The sequence below is a fragment of the Methylobacterium sp. CM6247 genome, assembly GCF_054817925.1.
In genome coordinates this window covers 2,185,001-2,206,073 of sequence record NZ_JBTXKX010000003.1, presented here as the reverse complement: position 1 = coordinate 2,206,073, position 21,073 = coordinate 2,185,001, and the positions used below count along the sequence as shown (strand labels likewise).

The window sequence follows — 21,073 nt, the reverse complement described above, 5'->3', positions numbered from 1 at the left end:
CTCAGCTCACCTCGATGGCGTCGACCCTGTCGGGATAGAAGGCGAGATGATCCTTGATTTCGGCGACGGCGGGAAACGGAGTCTCGTAGCTCCAGACTGCGTCGGCCCGAACCGTGTCGCCGACCGTCAGCGTGTAGTAGCTGGCCTCGCCCTTGTAGGGGCAGTGGCTCCTGCGCGCCGAGCGGGTGAAATGCTCCCAGCGCGCATCGGCGCGGGGCAGGTAATAGACAGGCCCGTAAGCCGCCTCGCGGAGGACGAGGGCGGCTCCGGATTCCGCGATCACGGTGCCGGCGAGGATGACGCGGACGCGCAGAGGGCTCGTCTCGATGGTGATGGGATGGTCCGGGCCGGGCTGTTTGATCGTAGTCTCCTCAGGAATCGCTGGTTGTGCCGGGCGTGATCTCGGGAACGCCCAGGGCGTCGGCGAGACGGGACTTGGCGCTGCCGGGCTTCAGCGGCTTCTGCTGGCTCTCATGCGGCGCCCAGCCGGAGAGCCACAGGATCTCGAACGTCGCCCGTAAGCGCCCGTCGGGATCGGCGAAGCGCTCGGCATAGATCGCGGCCATCCGCATCAGGGTATCGCGGCGCAGGGGCGTACGGCGGCGCTCGATGAGCACGTTGGTGAGGCCCATGGCGCGCAGGTCGCGCATCAGGGCGAAGGGATCGGCGTAGCGCACGGTGATCGTGTCGACATCCGTCACCGGCAGGGCGAAGCCGGCGCGCTGGAGCAGGCTGCCCATCTCGCGCACCTCGGCGAAGGGCGCCACGCGCGGACTGATTCCGCCTTCGATCTCGACCTCGGCCTGCCCGAAGGACTGGCGCAGTTCTGTGAGAGTGCGCCCGCCGAGGAGACAGCCGACGAACAGCCCGTCGGGCTTCAACACCCGCCGCAACTGGGCCAGCGCACCCGGCAGATCGTTGACGTGCTGCAGGGCCAGCAGCGACAGGCCGAGATCGAAACGGGACGCCGCCAGCGGCAGCGCCTCCGGATCGCCGACCGCGACGGCGAGACCATCGCCGGCCTCGGCCAGTGGCGCCACACGGGTGACGGCGCCGACGCGGCCGGAGCGCAGAAGACGGCGGGCGGGGGCGGAACTCGGCGTCCCGAGGTCGAGCGCCTCGGGAAAGGGGCGCAGCACCGCGGCGAGACGATCGTCGAGATCCTCGGCGAGTCGCGCCAGCAGGAAATCGGCATAGCCCGCACGGATGGCGCGCAGGAGGCGGAGACGGGCAAGGGCCGTATCGAAGAGGGGCGGTGGGCTGGTCATCTCGCTCCTATAGCTGGCGCGAAAACGTGATCCTGCCAACCGGAACGGGGCAGAGCGGCGGGAGGTTGGCGCATCATAACGAAAACCGGAGACCGGATTCATGATTCGACTTCTGACGGGAATCGCCTTGTCCACCCTCGCGGCCCTCTCGCTGAGTGGGGCCGCCGAAGCCAAGGGCTGCATCAAGGGCGCGCTCGTGGGCGGCGTCGCCGGCCATATGGCCGGACACGGCAAGATGGGGGCGGCAGCCGGCTGCGCCATCGGCCACCACAGGGCCAGCAAGAAGGACAAGCAGCAGAATCAGGGCCAGCAGCCCGCGGCACAGTAAGGCGCCGCTTTCCGGACGTCGCTTCGCCGGGACAATGTTGCGTAAGGTCTTCGCGATGCGACGAACTGGACCTAAGCACGCAGTATGGTGTCCGCCGCCCAATTTCTTCGGCGAGGTGTCCGTTCGATCTCGGCGGGCGCCCTCGGCCTGATCTACCCGCCGACCTGCGCCGGCTGCGGCGCCGCCACTGCGGATCCGCATGCTTTGTGCCCCCGCTGCTGGTCGAGCCTGCGCCTCATCGAACAGCCCTATTGCCCGCGCCTGGGCACGCCGTTTCCCGTCGATCTGGGGCTCGGCCCCCTCTTGTCCCCGCGCGCCATCGCCGATCCCCCCGTCTTCGGGCGGGCCAGGGCCGTCGCGCTTTACGACGATGTGGCGCGCGATCTCGTTCACCGCCTGAAATACGAGGACCGGCTCGATCTCGCCGCCCCCATGGCGCGGATGATGGCATCGGCGGGCGCCGAATTGCTGCGGGAGGCCGATTGCCTCATTCCCGTGCCGTTGCACTGGACCCGGCTGTGGCGCCGTCGTTTCAATCAGGCCGCCCTCCTCGGCCGCGGTATCGGCCGCATTGCTTCCTTACCCTGCGAGACCTCGCTTCTCGCCCGGGTGAAGGCGACGCGCTCGCAGGTCGGGCTCAGCCGCGCGGCGCGGGCGACGAATCTCCAGGGCGCGTTCCGGGTCCCCGCATCGGCGAAGCCCAGGCTCCAGGGGCGAAGGGTTCTGCTCATCGACGATGTCACCACCACCGGCTCCACCGCCAATGCCGCATCGCGGGTGCTCTTGCGGGGAGGAGCGGCTTCGGTGGATGTCCTCACCTTCGCCTTGGTCGCCGCCGAGGCAGGCTGAGCCAACAAACCGACCTCCGCCCTTGACAGCCGGGCTCCGCCACGGCCTCCCAACGTCCATGACAGGATTGACGTCACGAGACATTGCGGTGATCGGCGGAGGCCCGGCCGGGCTGGCGGCCGCCGAGATTCTGGCCGAGGCCGGTCACCGCGTCACGATCTACGAGCGGATGCCCTCGGTGGGGCGCAAGTTCCTCATCGCCGGGCGGGGCGGCCTCAACCTCACGCATAGCGAGCCGCTGGAGGCGTTCCACCGCCGCTACCACCCGGCGAATCCGTCCTTCGCGAAAGCGGTCGACGCGTTTCCTCCGCAAGCCTTGCGGGACTGGTGCGAGGGGCTCGGCCAGCCGACCTTCGTCGGGTCGAGCGGCCGTGTATTCCCGAAGAGCTTCAAGGCCTCCCCACTCCTGCGGGCATGGCTGGGGCGGCTCGATGCGTCCCGCGTCCGCATCCTCACACGGCATCTCTTCCTGGGTTGGGAGGCGGATGGAAGCCTGGCTTTCCAGACCCCGGACGGACGCGTCACGGTGGCCCCCCAGGCGACCCTGATGGCTCTTGGCGGAGCGAGCTGGCCACGGCTCGGCTCGGATGGGACCTGGGTCCCGCTTCTCACCGGGGCAGGCATCGCCGTCTCGCCGCTCAAACCCGCCAATGTCGGCTTCGGCGTGCCATGGTCGGATGTGTTCCGCGAACGCTTCGCCGGGACGCCCCTGAAGCGCGTCGTGCTCAGGCTCGGCGAGGAGAGCGTACGCGGCGAGGCCATGATCACCACGGACGGGATCGAGGGCGGGGCGGTCTATGCCCTGTCGCGCCTCATCCGCGAGGCGATCGAGGCCAAGGGTGAGGCCCGTCTCGTCCTCGATCTGCGACCGGACCTGACCGAGGATGCGCTGATGCGACGCCTCGCGACGCACAAACAGGGCGCCTCCCTCGCCACGCGCCTGCGCAAGGATGCGGGGCTCGACCCCGTGGCGGCGGGAATTTTGCGCGAGGCGGCCGGCCGCGCGCTTCCATCCTCGGCGGGCGATCTCGCCGCCTTGATCAAGGCGGCTCCCTTGCGCCTGCTCGCTCCCCGTCCGATCGACCGGGCGATCTCCACGGCGGGGGGCGTCGCCTTCGAGGCCGTCGATCACCGCTTCATGCTGAAAGCGCGGCCGGGGGTCTTCGTCGCCGGCGAGATGCTGGATTGGGAAGCCCCCACCGGCGGCTACCTGCTGCAGGGCGCCTTTTCCAGCGGTCGCGCGGCGGCCGCCGGGATGATGGACTGGCTCGATGAGGCCGATCCGGAACTATAGACGCGTGCAGAACCCGACCATGCCCTTGGCATCGGACGGGCAGGACGCGCTGGCGCCGCCATTGGCGAAGGACGGGCTGCCCGAGGACAGGCAATAGGCCGAGACGAAGGCCTCGCCACTGGCACAGCTCAACTCGCAGCCGCTTGTCGAGCACGTCTCGTTGCGGACGGGACGAAGGCTGGAGTTGGCGGCGCTGGCCGTAATGCCAGCTGCCCCCGGCTCGCCCTGAGGACCGGCAGGGCCCCTGGGACCCGTTTCCCCCTTGGGGCCGACATCGCCTTTTGGCCCAACCTCACCCTTGGGACCGACATCACCCTTAGGACCGACATCGCCCTTGGGACCAGTCTCTCCCTTGAGCCCGGCCTCGCCCTTCGGTCCCGTCTCCCCTTTCGGCCCGGCCTCGCCCGCGGGGCCCGCAATCCCCTGCGGTCCGACAAGCCCTGCCATGCCCTGGGGCCCGGTTTCGCCTGCGGGGCCCGCATCGCCCTTGGGGCCGGGCTCGCCCGTGGGTGCGCAATTGGCCACCACCGCCTCCCTCTCGTCTTCACCGGCCTTCAGCGCCGCGACGCAGGTAGCCGGCCGGTAGGGAAGGCGGAACAGGAAACGCCCGCGCGAATCGGCCATCACCGAGATGTCTTCGTCGAGAATGACGACGGTGCCGGCCTTGCGCACGCTGCCCGAGATCCGCAGGTCTCCCCCCTCGATCCGCGCATCGTAAACCTGGATCGGCTGCGACGGCGTCACGACCCGCCTGGTCCTGGCCCTGGGCCCCGGAGCCGCTGCGGCATCGGTCGCCGGGGCGGCGCTCATCCCACGGCCCGGCTGGCCGGGACTGACCTGGCCTGGCGCCTGCGCGAAGGCGGCCCCGGAGAAGGAGCCCACGAGCAGCATCAGGCCGATCAGCGATTTGCCGAACAGGGAACCGGCCTTCTGGCTGTTTCCGGACGGGCGATGAAGGGCCTGGCACTGGGCGGCTTGGTCGAGGCGCATGGGCATTCTCTCCCGGCTGATGCGCCGGGGGTCCGGCACGGCGGAGGGACAATGCCGGGTCCGGCCATGGGGTCAAGTCCACAACGAAGGGCTCGAACGCCCTGCCGATTCTCGGCCGTCCACACTCATCCACAGCCGTCCACAGGGGAAACGACTGTTTGCGTTGGGAAATTTTTCAGACCCCTGAAACCTGTTGAGTGTGTTCTTGTTTTGTTCTTATCGTCCGGCGACGGTGCGGACAGGATGGCTTTGGCTCAACGGACAATGCGCGATGAGGGCGAGACGAACACGGACGAGTTCGCGCGGCGCCGGAGGGTTGCGATGGCCGCCCTGCGCGATCACGGGGGAGGACATTCCGACGCCCTCCGCGTCGAGTCGTTGCCCCTGGGAATCGCCCATATCGATTCGGGGCTTCCCGGCAACGGCCTCACTCTCGGGCGACCGCACGAGATCGCGCCGGAAGCCGAGGGCGACGAGGCGGCGGCCCTGGGCTTCACCCTCGCCCTCGTGGCGCGTCACCTCGCGCGGGTCGAGGGAGAGGCGCTCCTCGTCATCGGCAAGGGCCATCCGACGCCCTACGGCCATGGGCTCGCCGGGCTCGGCCTCGATCCGGGCCGCCTGCTGATCCTGGAGGTGGAGAACGACGCGGATGCCTACCGCGCCGTGGAGGAAGCCCTGCGGTCTCAGGGCCTGAGGGCAGTGGCGGGGCTGGTGGATGCCGGCCTGCCGCTGAAACAGAGCCGTCGGCTGCATCTGGCGGGCGAGGCGGCCTCCCGCCTCCTCCTCGTCCTGCGGCCACCGCAGGCGGAAAACCCGAACATGGCCGCGACCCGCTGGCGGATCGGGTCGGGGGCGGCCCTGCGGGACCGCTTCGGCTGCATCGAGCGGCCCTGCTGGCGGGCACGGCTCGACCGCTGCCGCAACGGACGGACCGGGGATTGGCTTCTGGAGTGGGATCATGCCGCGCATCGTTTCGGTCTGGCTGGAGCAGTGGCCGCTGACGCGCCTCAGGCGCGCTCGAACACGGCTTGAACACGCGGCGCCAGAAGCGGCCGCGCCCTCCGTCGTGGCCGCCATCGGCCCGGGGGGCCTGCGCATCACGGCAGTGGATGCCGCTGCCTGGGCCCTGGGCCTGCGCCCGGGAGAGCCCCTGGCGCGAGCCCGAGCGAGGATCGGCCCCGGCATCGCCGTCCACCCCGCCGACCCGGAGGCCGATGCCGCCGCCCTCGCACGGCTCTGCCTCTGGGCCCGTCGCTACACGCCCGTGGTCGCGCCGTTCGGACCGGCAGAGGGGGCTGCCGGCTTCTTCCTCGACGTGGAGGGGGCGAGCCATCTGTTCGGCGGAGAGGAAGGCCTGATGGCCGACCTTTCCGGTCGCCTGTCGGCCAATGCGATTCCCGCCCGGCTGGCCCTGGCCGACACGCCCGCCTGCGCCTTCGCCCATGCCCGCCACGGCGGTTCGGCGAGGCCCGTCATCGTGCCGCCCGGAGACAATGCACCGTCCCTGCGCGAGCTTTCCGTCGCCGCATTGCGGATCGAGCCGTCCATCTCGGACTCGCTGCGTCGCCTCGGCCTGCGCCGGATCGGAGCGTTGGCCGACGCGCCCCGCCCTCCCCTCGCCCGACGCTTCGGCGAGACCCTGCTCCTGCGCCTCGATCAGGCATTGGGGAGGAGGCCCGAACCGCTAGTCTCCCTGGCCGAGCCTGCCGCCTTCGGCGCGAGCCAGGGATTCCTCGACCCGATCGGACATCAGGCCGGCATCGTCGCCACCGCCATCCGGCTGATGCGGGAGATCGCTCCCCGTCTCGGCGCATCGGGCATGGGCGCGCAATCCCTGCGCTTGAGCCTGCATCGGGTCGACGGCATCGAGAAGACCCTCGATCTCGGCCTGTCGGAACCGACCCTGTGCCCCATCCAGATCGGTCGGCTGCTGGACCTGCGCCTCGACCGGCTCGGCCCGGCCCTCGATGCCGGCTTCGGCTTCGAGACCGTGCGGCTCGACGTGACCGGCATCGGCCGGCTGGAAGCGCGCCAGGACTCCCTCGCGGATACGGGCCTCGATCGACGCGCGGAAGGCAACGGAACCACCCGCCTCGCCGATGCCCTGCGCCAGCGCATCAGGGCCAGGGTGATAAGGGTGAGCCCACGAGCGAGCCATATCCCCGAACGCGCCGACGCCCTGGAACCGTGGCGGGTGAACCATGTGGCCCTCGACTGGGCCGGGCGGGGGAATGCGCGCCCGGGCGGCCCCGTGCCGTCCCGCCCCCTCGTCCTCTTCCCTCGCAGCGAAATGGCCGACGAGGTGTTCTCGCTGGCCCCCGACGGGCCGCCCCAGCGTTTCCGCTGGCGCCGACGTCTGCACCGAATCGCCCATGCCGAAGGACCGGAGCGCATCGCCGACGCCTGGTGGCACGCCCCCGCACCGGCCCGGGACTATTACGTGGTCGAGGACGAATCCGGCCGGAGGCTCTGGGTCTACCGGGAAGGCTTCCACACGGCGCAGCAGGCCGCACGCTGGTTCGTGCAGGGATTGTTCGCGTGAGTGCCGAGATGAGTGCCCTCCCCTCTCCCCGCCGGGCGGGGAGAGGATCGCAGGCACCTTGCCGTGTCTGCGATGAGCGGAGGCGAAGCCGGAGCGAGGGTGAGGGGGACTCTTCGGATGAGGCTCCTTCGGACGCGCCCCCTCACCCTCGGCTGCCGCCTCGCCGCGTCGACAACGGGGTCGTCGCGGCCATCTCCCCGCTCGCGGGGAGAGGGGATTGCGCGAACGGCCCATCTTTCTGCGCATGACCCCGCCCTATGCGGAGCTCGCGGTGACCACGAATTTCTCGTTCCTGCGCGGAGCCTCGCATCCGCAGGAAATGGTGGCGCAGGGTGCCGAACTCGGGTTTCACGCCATCGGCATCGCCGACCGCAACACGCTGTCGGGCGTGGTGCGCGGCCATGCCGAGGCCAAGCGCCGGAAGAAGGCGGGCGAAGCGACGGTCCGGTATCTGCCGGGCGTCCGTCTCGTCACCGAGGAAGGTTTTGAGGCGGTCGCCTACCCCATGGACCGGGATGCCTATGGCCGGCTCTGCCGGTTGCTCACGGATGGCAACCGCCGTTCGGAGAAGGGCGAATGCCGCTTCGGCATCGCGGAGGTGCTCGCGGCGGCAAGGGGCCAGATCTTCATCGCCATTTCTCCGGAGGATTTTCTGCCTTCGGAAGACGGCTCGCCGCCGGAAATGGCGGACGAGGCCTTCGCCCGTCACCTCGCCGATCTGGCGGAGGCGGCGCCGGGCCGCGTCTTCCTCGGTGTCAGCCACCGCTACCGTGGCGACGAGCGCCGCCGCCTCGGCCGGCTGGCCGGGTTCGGGAAACGCCTCGGCGCGCCGATGGTGGCGGTGTCGGACGCGCTCTACCACCACCCCGACCGGCGGCCCCTGCAGGATGTCGCCACCTGCATCCGCGAGGGCTGCACCCTGGTCGAGGCCGGCTACCGGCTGGAGGCCAATGCCGAGCGCCATCTGAAGCCGCCGGAGGAGATGGCCCGGCTCTTCGCGGACCACCCGGAGGCGATCGCGCGCAGTGTCGAGATCGCGCAAGCCTGCGAGTTCTCGCTGGAGGAGCTGAAATACGAGTATCCCGACGAGACCGTCCCCCCCGGCAGGACGGCCCAGGGGCATCTCGAATACATGACCCGGCAACGGGCCCGGCTGCGCTATCCGGATGGCATTCCCGAGATGGTGGAGACGGCCCTCGCCCACGAATTCGACCTGATCCGCCAGCTCGATTACGCCCGCTACTTCCTCACCATCCACGACATCGTCGAATTCGCCCGGAACCGGGGAATCCTGTGCCAGGGCCGCGGCTCGGCGGCCAATTCCGTGGTCTGCTACTGCCTCGGCATCACCTCGGTGGACCCGACCAAGATCCGGCTGCTCTTCGCCCGCTTCATTTCCGAAAGCCGCGACGAACCGCCCGATATCGACGTCGATTTCGAGCACGAGCGCCGTGAGGAGGTGATCCAGCACCTCTACGATCGCTACGGGCGGGAGCGCGCGGCCATCTGTGCGACGGTGATCCATTACCGGCCCCGCAGCGCGATCCGCGAGGTCGGCAAGGTGCTGGGCCTCACCCCCGACATCACCGGCATGATGGCCGACACGGTGTGGGGCTCATGGGGAGACGGCCTGCCCGACCAGCATATCGCGCAAGCCGGGCTCGACCCCGCCAACCCGGCGATCCGGCAGGCGGTGGACCTCGCGATCCAACTCATCGGCTTCCCGCGCCACCTGTCCCAGCATGTGGGCGGCTTCGTGCTGACGCGGGGGCGTCTCGACGAGACCGTGCCCATCGGCAATGCGGCGATGCCGGACCGCACCTTCATCGAATGGGACAAGGACGACATCGACACGATCGGCCTTCTCAAGGTCGACGTGCTGGCGCTCGGCATGCTGACCTGTCTCAAGCGCGGCCTCGACTTCCTGCGCGAGGATTTCGGCGTCGCCTACGAGACCCTGGCCGACATCCCGCCGGAGCAGCCGGACGTCTACGCGATGCTCTCGAAGGCCGATTCCGTCGGCGTATTCCAGGTCGAGAGCCGGGCGCAGATGTCGATGCTGCCGCGCCTGAAGCCGAAGGAATTCTACGATCTCGTGGTGCAGGTCGCCATCGTGCGCCCCGGCCCGATCCAGGGCGACATGGTCCATCCCTACCTGAAGCGCCGCTCGGGCGAGGAACCTGTCGTCTTCCCATCCCCTTCCCCCGACCATGGGCCGAAGAACGAACTCGAAGAGGTATTGAAGCGGACCTTCGGCGTGCCGCTGTTCCAGGAACACGCCATGCAGATCGCGATCACGGCGGCCGGATTCACGCCGTCTGAAGCCGACGGCTTGCGCCGGGCCATGGCGACCTTCCGGCACAACGGGCTGATCGTGAATTTCAGGACCAAGTTCATCGAGGGCATGGTCGGGCGCGGCTATCCACGCGACTTTGCCGAGCGCTGCTTCAAGCAGATCGAGGGATTCTCAACCTACGGCTTTCCCGAAAGCCACGCGGCGAGCTTCGCCCTGCTGGTCTACGCCTCGGCCTGGATGAAATGCCGGCACCCGGACGTTTTCCTGGCCGCCATCCTGAACTCGCAGCCCATGGGATTCTACCAGCCGGCCCAGCTGGTGCGGGATGCCCGCGCCCATGGGGTCGAGGTGCGCGGGCCCGACGTCAACGCCAGCGAATGGGACTGCACCCTGGAACCGGCCTCGGAGCAGCGTGGGCCGGAGCGCCGCTTCGCCGTCCGCATCGGCCTGCGGCAGGTGAGCGGCCTGCCGAAAGCCGCCATGGCCCGGCTCGTGGCCCTGCGCGGCAACGGCTATGCCAGCGTCGAGGGCCTCCAGGCCGCCCTGACGCTGCCCCGCAACGCCCTCGAGCGCTTGGCGGAAGCGGATGCCTTCCGCTCCCTCGACCTTGACCGCCGCGCCGCGCTCTGGGCGGTGCGGGCGCTGGAAGGAACGTCGATGCGGGCCAGCGCCGGGCGGGGCGTCCCCACCGACCGGCGCACCCATCTCCTCGATGCGCCGATGCCGCTTTTCGCCTTCCATGCCGATGATGGCCTGTTCCGGGCCGAGCCCGCGGTGGAGCTGCCCGCCATGGCGCTCTCCGAGCATGTGGCGGAGGATTACGTCTCCACCGGCCTCTCGCTCAAAGGCCATCCGGTGGCGTTCTTCCGGGCGCGCCTCGCCCGCATCGGCGCGATACCTGCGGCGGCCCACCACGACCCTTCATGGGCGCAGAATGCCCGCGTCACGGTGGCGGGCCTCGTCCTCACCCGGCAGCGCCCCGGCACCGCCAAGGGCGTGGTGTTCCTGACGCTGGAGGACGAGACCGGCATCTGCAACGTCATCGTCTGGAAGAAGGTGTTCGACGCCAACCGGCGCATCGCCATGAGCGCGCGCTTCCTTGCCGTGCGCGGCCGCATCCAGCGCTCAGGGCTGGTGGTTCATCTCTTGGCCGAGCAGTTTCGCGACCTGACGGAGGAATTGCGGACCCTACGGGAGGGCGGCCTCCCCCTCCCCCCTGAGACGACAGATTTCGGGGCCCCGCCCGACCGGCGCGTCTACCGCAGCCGGGATTTCCATTGAGGGGCGGTGCGCATCCCCTCTCCCCGCTGGCGGCTACCGGATTCACCCATCTGCTTTTGCAGGCAGAGCGCGTCCCTCTCCCCCTTGTGGGGAGAGGTCAGGAGTGGGGGTGGCTCCGCCAGCCTCCGCAGCATGAGGGTAACCCCACCACCCCCACCTCCAACTCCTCCCCACAAGCTCGACGGATCTTGAGCAGGCACGAGATCCGCTGGGGAGGAGGGCTTGCCCCCTCAGGGCCGAAGCAGGACCTTGCCCACGGCCTCGCGGCGCTTGAGGATGCCGAGCGCGTTCTCGTACTCGCTCATCGGATAGGTGCCGTGGATCTTGGCCTTGAGGCGCCCCTCCGCCACCCAGGCGAGGAGCTGTTCCTGGTTCGCCCGGTGAGCCTCGGGCTCGCGCTCCACGAACACGCCCCAATGCACGCCCTGGATATCGATGCCCTTCAGGAGGGCGAGGTTCAGGGGGATGCGTGGGATATCGCCGGCCGCGAATCCGACGACGAGGTAGCGTCCCTTCCAGCCGAGCGAGCGTAGCGCAGGCTCGGCGTAGTCGCCGCCGATCGGATCGTAGATCACGTCGACGCCCCGTCCCTCGGTGAGCTTCTTCAACCCCTCGCGCAGATTGCCCGCGCTATAATCGAGGCTCATCTCGGCGCCGTGCGCCTGCGCCACCGCGAGTTTCTCAGGCGAGGAGGCGCAGGCGATTACCTTGGCCCCCATGATCACGCCGAGCTCCACCGCAGCGAGACCGACGCCGCCCGAGGCACCGAGGACCGCCAAGGTCTCGCCGGGCTGGAGCCGCGCGCGATCCCGCAGGGCGTGGAGCGAGGTGCCATAGGTGATGGTGAGGCCGGCGGCCTGCTCGTCGCTCACCGCATCGGGGACGGCAGTGAGATGCCGGGTGCCCACCGCGATGCGCTCGGCGCAGGTTCCGTAGGTGCGGTGGACGATGACGCGGTCGCCGACCCCGAACCCCTCGACGCCCTGCCCCAGGGCCTCGATGATGCCGACCGCTTCGCCGCCGGGCGAGAACGGAAGATCGGGCTTCACCTGGTAGCGCCCTGCGATGATGAGCGTATCGAAGAAGTTCAGTGCCGCCAGCGTCACCCGCACCAGAGCCTCGCCGGGTCCGGGCACTGGATCGGCCACCTCGGCGATCGCAAGATCCTCGGGGCCGCCGAGCCTGGTGCAGAGCAAAGCCTTCATGCCGATCCTCCCTTGAGCCGCAGCGCCTTTTGCTTGAGCGCGCTTGCACCGAATGGCGGCAGCAGCGCAAGCGCTCGTCGTCAGCGGCGCTCGTAGAGCCCGGTTCAGGCCGGACGCGCTGCCGCGACCATGTAGTTCACTGCCGTGTCGCGGGCGGGCCGCCAGCTCCCGTCGAGGGGATTGAACACGACGCCGGTGGTATCGGTGACGGCGAGGCCGCCGCGCGCGATGGCGCGGGACAATTCCTCTGGCTTCACGAACTTGTTCCAGTCATGGGTTCCCCGCGGCAGCCAGCCGAGGACGTATTCCGCTCCGACGATGGCCAGCGCGAAGGAGCGCATCGTGCGGTTGAGGGTGGCGGCGAACAGGAGACCGCCCGGCTTGACCGCCTGGCAGGCACTCGCGACGAAGGCCGGCATGTCGACCACGTGCTCCACCACCTCCATGATCAGGACGACGTCGAAAAGCTCGCCCGCCGCTACCACCTCCTCGATGGTCTGTGAGCGGTAATCCACCGCCACGCCCTCGGCCTCCGCATGGGATCGCGCCACGGCGATGTTGGTGGGGGCCGGATCGAGCCCGGTGACGCTGGCGCCGAGCCGCGCCAGGGGCTCGGACAGGACGCCGCCGCCGCAGCCGACATCGACGATGGTCAGCCCCTTCAGCGGATAGGGCGCGCGCGGGTCTCGGTCGAAGGTCCTGCAGATCGCGTCGCGGATATAGGCGAGGCGCACGGGGTTGAAGCGGTGAAGCACCTTCATCGGCCCATCCTCGGCCCACCAGGTCGCGGCGATCCCTTCGAAGCGCGCGACTTCCTCGGCGTCGATGGAAGAGGGTGCCGCTGGATTCATTCGCCTGACCTTCCGACTCGGATGCGGGCCATCCCGCCCGCATGCCCGATTGTTGACACGTCCGAAGTGCCCTTGTACCCGCCCAGGCACCGGCCGGTATAGCGGCGGGACACGGCTGCGGCGATTGCCGCCGGCGTCGTGCCCGCAGCGGGCGGCCAGCCTGGAATGGATCGACGCGGACCCGACATGCCCCGTTTGGTGATGAAGTTCGGCGGCACATCGGTGGCGACCGTGGACCGTATCCGCAACGTGGCGCTCCACGTGGCGCGCGAGATCGAGGCCGGCTACGACGTCGCCGTCGTGGTCTCGGCCATGTCCGGCAAGACCAACGAACTCGTGGCCTGGGTCAAGGACGCCAACCCGCTCTACGACGAGGCGGAATACGACGCCATCGTCGCATCGGGCGAGCTCGTCACCGCTGGTCTCCTCGCCGCGGCGCTCCAGAAGAACGGGATCAAGGCCCGATCCTGGCAGGGCTGGCAGATCCCGATCGAGACCTCGGACGCCCATGGCTCGGCCCGTATCACCGCCATCGATCCCAAGAATCTCGAGGCTGGCTTCCAACGCGGCGAAGTCGCCGTGATCGCCGGCTTCCAGGGCATCCATACCGAGACCGGCCGCGTGACGACGCTCGGCCGGGGCGGCTCGGATACCAGCGCGGTCGCCATCGCCGCCGCCATCGGCGCGGAGCGCTGCGACATCTATACCGACGTCGACGGCGTCTACACCACCGACCCGCGCGTGGTGCAGAAGGCCAAGCGCATGGAGCGCGTGACCTTCGAAGAGATGCTGGAGATGGCCTCTCTCGGGGCCAAGGTGCTCCAGGTCCGCTCCGTCGAGCTCGCCATGGTCCATCGCGTGCCGACCACGGTGCGCTCCAGCTTCGACCCGCCCGACAACGCCCGCACAGGCACCCTCATCTGCGACGAGGACGACATCGTGGAACAGCAGATCATCACCGGGATCGCCTTCTCGAAGGACGAGGCGCAGATCACCCTTCGCCGCGTCAAGGACAGCCCCGGGATCGCGGCCGCGATCTTCGGACCGCTGGCGGATGCCAACATCAACGTCGACATGATCATCCAGACCGTGTCCGGCGACCAGTCGACCACCGACATGACCTTCACGGTGCCCTCGGCCGATTACGATCGCGCCCGCACGATTCTCGATGCCCAGAGCGGTATCATCGAGTTCGCCCAGATCGAGGGCGCCACCGATGTCGTCAAGGTTTCGGCCATCGGCGTTGGCATGCGCAGCCATGCGGGTGTCGCCGCCAAGGCATTCAGGGCCCTGGCGCAGAAGGGAATCAACATCCGCGCGATCACCACATCGGAGATCAAGTTCTCGGTCCTGATCGACGCGGCCTATACGGAGCTTGCCGTGCGTACGCTCCACTCGCTATACGGCCTCGATCAGGCTTGAGCGCCTGCCCTCTCCGCCGCGCATGAAACTTGCGCGTGCGGAACCGGGGACTGAATTCGGATCGAGGAGACCATGCCTGCTGCGCCCGGAGGACCGCGCCTGCTGCTGCGCCGCCTCCGCGAAGCGATGGCGGAGCCGGTCAGTCCACAAGCTCGCCTCGACCGCATCGTCACCCTCATCGCGGCGAACGTCATCGCCGAGGTCTGCTCGGTCTATGTCCTGAGCGATGACAACACCCTCGAACTGTTTGCCACCGAGGGACTGAACCGTTCGGCCGTCCACCTGACCCGGATGCGGGCCGATGAAGGCCTCGTCGGCCTCATCGCCAAGACCGCCGAGCCGCTCTCGCTCTCGGACGCACAGTCCCACCCCGCCTTCTCCTACCGCCCCGAGACCGGTGAAGAGGCCTATCACGCCTTCCTCGGCGTGCCGCTGCTGCGGGCCGGGAACACGCTCGGCGTCCTCGTGGTGCAGAACCTCACTTACCGGGTCTATTCGGAGGAAGAGATCGAAGCGCTCCAGACGACGGCGATGGTGCTGTCCGAGATGATCGCTTCGGGTGAATTGCAATCCCTGGCCCCAGGTGCGGGCTCCGCCGCGCGCCGCGCCGTGAGCCAGCGCGGTGTCGCGCTCGCCGATGGCATCGGACTTGGCCACGTGGTGCTGCATGAGCCGCGCATCATCGTGAAGCAGCTCATCGCCGAAAACCTGGAGCGCGAGGTCGAGCGCCTGGAGGAGGCCATCGGCGAGGTCCGCTCGGCCATCGACGACCTCGTGGAGCGCGGCGACAGCATCGGCACCGGCGAATCGCGTGAGGTGCTGGAGACGGTGCGGATGTTCGCGCACGACAAGGGTTGGCTGCGCCGGATGCGCGAGGCGGTCCATTCCGGCCTGACCGCGGAAGCCGCCGTGGAGCGCGTCCAGTCGGACAACCGCGCCCGGATGATGCGTCAGAGCGATCCGTATCTGCGCGACCGCCTGCACGACCTCGACGATCTCGCCAACCGTCTTCTGCGCACGCTGATCGGCACGGAAAACAACGGCACGCATCGCGAGCTTCCCGAAAACGCGATTCTCGTCGCCCGCTCCATGGGGCCGGCCGCCCTCCTCGACTATGACCGCGCCTCCCTGCGCGGCGTGGTGCTGGAGGAAGGTGGCCCGACGAGCCATATCGCCATCGTCGCACGGGCGCTCGGCATCCCGGCGGTGGGCGAGATCGCCAATGCCACGGCCCTCTGCGATGCAGGCGACGCCATCATCGTCGATGGTGTCACCGGCGAGATCCAGGTCCGTCCCGGCCCGGAGATCGAGGCGGCTTATGCCGAGCAGGTCCGCCTGCGCGCGCGCCGTCAGGAACAGTACCGGGCGCTCCGCGACCTCCCCGCCGTCACCAGGGACGGGGTCGCCATCGGCCTGCAGCTGAATGCCGGACTGCTGGTCGACCTCACCCATCTCCATGAGACCGGCGCGGAGGGCATCGGCCTGTTCCGCACTGAATTGCAGTTCATGGTGGCGCAGCGGATGCCCTCGGCCGCCGAGCAGCAATCGCTCTACGAGGCGGTGTTCGCCGCCACCGGCGACCTGCCCGTGACGATCCGTACCCTGGATATCGGCGGCGACAAGATCCTGCCCTACATGCCGGCCCTCGAAGAGGAGAACCCGGCTCTCGGCTGGCGCGCCATCCGCATCGGCCTCGACCGCCCCGCCCTGTTGCGGGTGCAGTTGCGCGCGCTGCTGCGGGCGGCGTCCGGCCGGCCTCTCAAGATCATGTTTCCGATGGTGGCGACGGTGGACGAGTTCGTCCGCGCCAAGGCCATCGTCGACCGGGAGAAGGCGCATCTGCGCCGCCACGGCCATATCCTTCCGAGCGATTGCCGCCTCGGCGTGATGGTCGAGGTGCCCTCACTCCTCTTCCAGATCGACGAGATCGCCAAGGTCGCCGACTTCCTGTCGGTGGGCTCGAACGACCTGATGCAGTTCCTCTTCGCGGTGGACCGCGAAAACCGCCGCGTGGCCGACCGGTTCGACACGCTCAGCGTGCCGGCCCTGCGTGCGTTCCGCCTCATCGCCGAGCGCGCGGCTGCCGCCGGCTGCCCCGTCACCATCTGCGGCGAGATCGGCGGCAAGCCCCTGGAGGCGATGGCCCTGATCGGCCTCGGCTTCCGCAACCTGTCGATGTCGCCCGCCGCCATCGGCCCGGTGAAGGCCATGGTTCTCGGAATCGACGCGTCCGCCGTGGCGGCGGTGATCGATGCCGAGATGGAGCGTTCCAGCGACAGCGCTTCCCTGCGGCCGGTCCTGACGGCCTTCGCCAAGGCCCACGGCGTGCCTATCTAGCGAGCGTGACGGCGCTTACGCCGGCAGCTGAGCTTTTCGCACGTCCGTTCGACATTCCCTTTCCAAAGTTGAGAGTATCCTCCGGGCGATGACCCCAATTCCTTCAGACCGTCTCGACGCCATTCTGACGCGGCATGATATCGTCACCGCCACGCTCAGCGCAGGTTCGGCCGATTCCGACAGCTTCGTCCAGCTGTCCCGGGAACTCGCCGAACTCGACGGCGTGGTGGCGGCCATCCATGCCTACCGCGCAGCCGCGACGAACCTCGCCGAAATCGAGGCCCTCATCGACGAGCCGGGGGGCGATGCCGAGATGCGTGCGCTCGCCGCCGCCGAAAAGCCCGATGCGGAAGCCGGGCTCGAGGCGGCACACAAGGCGCTCCAGGTCATCCTGCTGCCCAAGGACGCCGCCGACGAGAAGAGCGCCATTCTCGAAATCCGTGCCGGGACCGGTGGCGACGAAGCCGCGCTCTTCGCCGGCGATCTGTTCCGGATGTACGCGAAATACGCGGATCTGAAGGGCTGGAAGGTCGATGTCATCTCCGAGAGCGAAGGCACGGTCGGCGGCTATCGCGAAGTCATCGCCGAGGTGAAGGGCAAGGGCGTCTTCGCCAAGCTGAAATTCGAGAGCGGAGCCCACCGGGTCCAGCGTGTGCCCGATACCGAAGCCCAGGGACGCATTCACACCTCCGCCGCCACCGTAGCGGTCCTGCCCGAGGCCGAGGAGGTCGATATCGTCGTCAACGATGCCGATCTGAAGATCGACACGATGCGCTCCCAGGGTGCCGGCGGCCAGCACGTCAACAAGACGGAATCGGCGATCCGAATCACCCATATGCCGAGCGGCATCGTCATCTTCGTCCAGGAAGAGCGCTCGCAGCACAAGAACCGCGCGCGCGCCATGTCGCTCCTGCGGGCCAAGCTCTACGATGCCGAACGGACGGCAAAAGACGCCGTTCGCGCAGCAGACCGCAAGTCGCAGGTCGGTTCGGGAGATCGCTCGGAGCGTATCCGCACCTACAATTTCCCACAGGCGCGGGTCACCGACCACCGCATCAACCTCACCCTCTACAAACTGGAAGAGGTTCTCGCGGGTGAAGCGCTGGACGAACTCGTGGATGCCCTCATCACCGAGCACCAGGCCGAACTCATGGCCGCCGAAGGCATGGCGTGACGGAAGATGGTCTGAGTGCCTCTCGCGTCACGGGCGGCGGGGCGGATGGAACGAGCATCGACCCATGGCTGTCTCGCTCGCAGGCGCTCAGCCGAATCACGGCGGCTTTCCGCGCGGCCGGGATCGATGGCGGTGCCAGCGATGCCCGATTCCTTCTCCTTCATGTCCTTGGCATCACTCAGACCGAGCTCGTCCTTTCCGGCGCGGAGACTCTGGGCGAGCAGGGCGCCAAGCGGCTCGGCGAGGCGATGCAACGGCGCCTCGCGGGTGAGCCCGTCGCCCGCATCCTCGGCGAGTGGGAGTTCTGGGGTCTTCCCTTCATCCTGAACGCCGCGACCCTGGTTCCCAGGCCCGATACCGAGACGATGGTGGATGCCGCACTGTCGCTTCATGCCACCCGCGACCGGCCCCTACGCCTCATGGATCTCGGAACCGGATCCGGCTGCATCCTCATTGCGCTCTTGAGCGAATGGACACAGGCCTTCGGAGTGGGCGTCGACCGCTCGCACGAAGCGCTCGGTTGCGCCCGTAGCAACGCCCGGATGAACGGTGTGGGACGGCGTGCCGCTTTCCTTGCCGGCGATTGGTGCTCCGCTCTCGGCAAGCCGTTCGACATCATTCTCTCGAACCCGCCCTACATCCCGAGCGCCACCATTCCGACGCTCTCCCACGAAGTTCGCTACCATGATCCCATTGGCGCCCTCGATGGCGGGGAGGATGGCTTGTCCGCCTACAGGAGGATCACCGCGGAGGTGAGCGGGGCGTCGGATGGCCGGCGCCTGCTCGCGCCGAATGGGGCCCTGGTGTTCGAGGTCGGTTACGATCAGGCGAAGGACGTCGTCCGGATCGGCCATGAGGCGGGCTTCGCGCAAGGTTCGATCCGGCACGATCTGGCCGGTCACGCCCGCGTCGTCACATTATCGGGCCTTTGACCACCGGAAACCGCGAGAAGGCTCGGAAAAAAAGCTTGTTGTGGGCTTGGGGAGCCGCTAATGTCACAGTCAGGTCGCGAACGGTCCGTTAAGGCGGATCGAGGTAGAAATGTCGGCGGCGTCTAGCACGCGATGTTTTTAGACGATCTCCCCACCATCGAGCCGATACGCACGAGATTCCGTGTGGAAGCTTGATGAACTGAGTTCCAGACATCCGATCGACGCCGAGATGCGAGCGTGGGAATCGGTTGGCCGGACATACGGCGAGCACGGCACAATCGATCGCGGAACCATCGACCGGATCTTACGAGGACAGGAAAGAGCCCGAGCGGGTTCATTCTCCTTCGCTCGTAGCCCCGCCGCATCATCAGACGCTCCGATTTGAACGAGGGTCAATCGAGACCGATGAGACCAAACCAGAATAGACGGATGCGCGGTCGCAACCGCCCCAAAGGTCCCAATCCGCTGACGCGTTCCTACGAGTCCAACGGGCCGGATGTAAAAATCCGCGGGACGGCTCAGCACATCGCGGACAAATACGCCCAGCTGGCGCGTGATGCGCAAGCGAGCGGCGATCCGGTGGCGGCCGAGAATTACTTCCAGCACGGCGAGCATTATTTCCGCATCATCTCCGGTGCCCAGGAGCAGAACCGCCAGCAGAATGGCGGTTACGCCCGCAACGGCTACGATGACGACGAGGATGGCGAAGACGAGGGCCAGGGCGCGAGCCAGGGCTATGCCGCCAACGGTTACGGCAACAGCTACGGCGAGGAATACGGCGATCCGGCGCAGCAGCCGCAGCCTCAGTCCTACGAAGCGCCACGCCAAGACTCGCGGCAGGATTCCCGGCTAGATTCCCGCCCCGATCACCGCCAGGACTCCCAGTCCGACCAGCGAAGCCCGCGGCGCGACCGTTTCCAGAATCGTAACGACCGCCCCCAACGTTTCGAGAACAATCGGGACGGTCAGCGCCAGGAAGGCGGCCGGCAGGACGGGAACCGACAAGACGGTTCGCGCCAAGACGGTTCGCGCTATGAGGGACACCGTAGCGACGGTGGCCGCCAGGAGTATAACCGGCAGGATTCCTTCCGTGGCGAGAATGCCAGGCAGGATAATCCGAGGCAGGACAATCCCCGGCACGAGCAGCCGCGGCAGGATTACGGCCGCCAGGATCAGCCGCGCACGGACTTCAACCGCGCTCAGAACCGCAACGACAGCTCCCGCTACGAAACCCAGCGCAGCGAGTTCCAGGGCAACGACACCGCGCCGAAGCCGGACCAGGTGTCTCAGGACGTGTCTCGCCAGGAAGCTCCCCGGCAGGAGGCCTATCGCCAGGACAATCCTCGACAGGAGCCTGCGCTTCGAAACGAGCCTGTGAGGCAGGATTCACCGCGTCAGGAAAACCAGCGCCAGGAAAACCAGCGCCAGGAAAACCAGCGCCAGGAAAACCAGCGCCAGGAGAGCCCGCGCCAGGAGAGCCCGCGCCCGGAATCCTCGCGCAGTGACAGCCGCCGTTCGGAGACGGCTCCGCGCCGTTCCCGCCGCCGCGAGGAACCCGATCTTCGCGCTGAAGACGATGTCAGTGCCTTGCCGGCTTTCCTGACGGCAGCTCCTCGTCCGGCCACTGCACCGGTGGCAGAACGCTTTGTCGAACCCGCTGGCGAAGCGGAGCCGAAACGCGATCTCGCCGGAGAGGTGACGAAGGACGATTCAGCTCCGGCAGCACCGAAGCCGCGTCGTCGCCGTCGTCCTCGCTTCGAGGGACCGGAAGGCTCAGAGGGCGGCAGCACGAACGCCGACGATACACCCTCCACCGTCGAATAGTTTGCAAAGGACCCGCCGCCTATTCCAGGCGCGGACAACCGGATGAAGTTTTACAAAAGCCGCCCTCTCATGTGGGGCGGCTTTTTTCTTGCCGCAGACAAAAGTCTTGCTGCTTTTTCATCCACGCCAATCGCAATAGGCACGGACGTGATGGCGCTGCCTGCGGCGGCGTCCAATCTCTCCGAATGGCGCTATCTCCCAAATCCAGGAATGATCGGAAGGCGGTAAAGCGACGCCGTGGAGAAGATCGAACCGCTCGATGACTCGGCCGTCGCGGTCTTCTGTCAGCTCCTCGGTATCGGTGATGAGGCAGACATGTGCCTGCAGACCCGCCAAACCCCGGAGATGCGTGGCGACGATCTCGGCTCCCAACCCATGGGGAAGCGGAATGCCACGGGACTCGAACCAGTCCACGGGCAGGATCGGCAGTTGTGAGAGTAGATTGGCGGAGACGACAAGATCGATATCGTCGCTGTCGAA

Annotated in this window: 17 protein-coding genes (1 of these 17 only partly in view); 11 read left to right on the top strand and 6 right to left on the bottom strand. The window is 68.1% G+C overall.

The window, feature by feature from the left end:
• Position 1 precedes the first annotated feature (1 nt).
• Together ACYQOP_RS11235 and ACYQOP_RS11230 are read right to left on the bottom strand one after the other, a co-directional pair.
• Positions 2-361: a DUF427 domain-containing protein gene (locus tag ACYQOP_RS11235; RefSeq protein WP_419952424.1), complete on the bottom strand. Its 360-nt coding sequence runs from the start codon at positions 359-361 to the stop codon at positions 2-4.
• Positions 362-371: 10 nt separating this feature from the next.
• The gene (locus tag ACYQOP_RS11230; protein ID WP_461222408.1) at positions 372-1,268 is read right to left on the bottom strand and encodes a methyltransferase domain-containing protein; all 897 of its coding nucleotides are present in this window, start codon (positions 1,266-1,268) and stop codon (positions 372-374) included.
• Between the two features lie 100 nt (positions 1,269-1,368).
• Between ACYQOP_RS11230 and ACYQOP_RS11225 the strand changes: the two genes are divergently transcribed.
• The 3 genes from ACYQOP_RS11225 to ACYQOP_RS11215 all read left to right on the top strand — a co-directional run bounded on the left by ACYQOP_RS11225 (position 1,369) and on the right by ACYQOP_RS11215 (position 3,739).
• A complete protein-coding gene (locus ACYQOP_RS11225; protein ID WP_461222407.1) occupies positions 1,369-1,596 on the top strand; it encodes a hypothetical protein in 228 nt (75 codons plus the stop codon).
• 84 nt (positions 1,597-1,680) lie between these two features.
• Positions 1,681-2,445, top strand: a complete 765-nt coding sequence (locus tag ACYQOP_RS11220) for a ComF family protein (RefSeq protein WP_461222406.1) — start codon at positions 1,681-1,683, stop codon at positions 2,443-2,445.
• A 58-nt stretch (positions 2,446-2,503) separates the two neighbouring features.
• Entirely contained in the window at positions 2,504-3,739 is a 1,236-nt protein-coding gene (locus ACYQOP_RS11215; protein WP_461222405.1) for a TIGR03862 family flavoprotein, read from the top strand.
• Here the strand turns inward: ACYQOP_RS11215 and ACYQOP_RS11210 are convergent.
• A complete protein-coding gene (locus ACYQOP_RS11210; RefSeq protein ID WP_461222404.1) occupies positions 3,734-4,729 on the bottom strand; it encodes a collagen-like protein in 996 nt (331 codons plus the stop codon). The two genes, ACYQOP_RS11215 and ACYQOP_RS11210, sit on opposite strands and share 6 nt — an antisense overlap.
• Before the next feature lie 321 nt (positions 4,730-5,050).
• On the opposite strand from ACYQOP_RS11210, the gene ACYQOP_RS11205 reads away from it, so the two are divergent.
• The 3 genes from ACYQOP_RS11205 to ACYQOP_RS11195 all read left to right on the top strand — a co-directional run bounded on the left by ACYQOP_RS11205 (position 5,051) and on the right by ACYQOP_RS11195 (position 10,848).
• Positions 5,051-5,761 carry an ImuA family protein gene (locus ACYQOP_RS11205; RefSeq protein WP_246748078.1) on the top strand — a complete coding sequence of 237 codons (711 nt, stop codon included), beginning with the start codon at positions 5,051-5,053 and terminating at the stop codon, positions 5,759-5,761.
• Complete coding sequence (locus tag ACYQOP_RS11200; RefSeq protein WP_461222403.1) at positions 5,688-7,271, top strand: Y-family DNA polymerase; 1,584 nt, start codon at positions 5,688-5,690, stop codon at positions 7,269-7,271. The genes ACYQOP_RS11205 and ACYQOP_RS11200 overlap by 74 nt, the downstream gene beginning before the upstream one ends.
• 244 nt (positions 7,272-7,515) lie before the next feature.
• Positions 7,516-10,848 (top strand): error-prone DNA polymerase, encoded by a 3,333-nt coding sequence (locus tag ACYQOP_RS11195; protein ID WP_461225283.1) that lies wholly within the window; start codon positions 7,516-7,518, stop codon positions 10,846-10,848.
• A gap of 230 nt (positions 10,849-11,078) precedes the next feature.
• Here ACYQOP_RS11195 and ACYQOP_RS11190 read toward each other — a convergent pair whose 3' ends face one another.
• Both ACYQOP_RS11190 and ubiG read right to left on the bottom strand, forming a co-directional pair.
• Positions 11,079-12,053, bottom strand: a complete 975-nt coding sequence (locus tag ACYQOP_RS11190; protein WP_461222402.1) for an NADPH:quinone oxidoreductase family protein — start codon at positions 12,051-12,053, stop codon at positions 11,079-11,081.
• A 104-nt stretch (positions 12,054-12,157) separates the two neighbouring features.
• On the bottom strand, positions 12,158-12,904 hold the full coding sequence (gene ubiG, locus ACYQOP_RS11185; protein ID WP_461222401.1) for a bifunctional 2-polyprenyl-6-hydroxyphenol methylase/3-demethylubiquinol 3-O-methyltransferase UbiG: 747 nt from the start codon (positions 12,902-12,904) through the stop codon (positions 12,158-12,160).
• A 186-nt stretch (positions 12,905-13,090) separates the two neighbouring features.
• Here ubiG and ACYQOP_RS11180 point away from each other — a divergent pair, with 186 nt between their 5' ends.
• The 5 genes from ACYQOP_RS11180 to ACYQOP_RS11160 all read left to right on the top strand — a co-directional run bounded on the left by ACYQOP_RS11180 (position 13,091) and on the right by ACYQOP_RS11160 (position 20,593).
• On the top strand, positions 13,091-14,326 hold the full coding sequence (locus ACYQOP_RS11180) for an aspartate kinase (RefSeq protein ID WP_207413138.1): 1,236 nt from the start codon (positions 13,091-13,093) through the stop codon (positions 14,324-14,326).
• 72 nt (positions 14,327-14,398) lie between these two features.
• On the top strand, positions 14,399-16,663 hold the full coding sequence (gene ptsP, locus ACYQOP_RS11175) for a phosphoenolpyruvate--protein phosphotransferase (RefSeq protein ID WP_461222400.1): 2,265 nt from the start codon (positions 14,399-14,401) through the stop codon (positions 16,661-16,663).
• An 88-nt stretch (positions 16,664-16,751) separates the two neighbouring features.
• The gene (gene prfA / locus ACYQOP_RS11170) at positions 16,752-17,837 is read left to right on the top strand and encodes a peptide chain release factor 1 (RefSeq protein WP_018042072.1); all 1,086 of its coding nucleotides are present in this window, start codon (positions 16,752-16,754) and stop codon (positions 17,835-17,837) included.
• Entirely contained in the window at positions 17,834-18,769 is a 936-nt protein-coding gene (prmC, locus tag ACYQOP_RS11165; protein ID WP_461222399.1) for a peptide chain release factor N(5)-glutamine methyltransferase, read from the top strand. The genes prfA and prmC overlap by 4 nt, the downstream gene beginning before the upstream one ends.
• 429 nt (positions 18,770-19,198) lie before the next feature.
• Positions 19,199-20,593, top strand: a complete 1,395-nt coding sequence (locus tag ACYQOP_RS11160; RefSeq protein ID WP_461222398.1) for a DUF4167 domain-containing protein — start codon at positions 19,199-19,201, stop codon at positions 20,591-20,593.
• Positions 20,594-20,710: 117 nt separating this feature from the next.
• Here ACYQOP_RS11160 and ACYQOP_RS11155 read toward each other — a convergent pair whose 3' ends face one another.
• Positions 20,711-21,073, bottom strand: the 3' portion of a protein-coding gene (locus ACYQOP_RS11155; protein WP_461222397.1) for a hypothetical protein. The gene runs 405 nt beyond the window's last position; 363 of the gene's 768 nt are visible here — the last part of the coding sequence; the start codon falls outside the window, past its right edge; it ends in the stop codon at positions 20,711-20,713.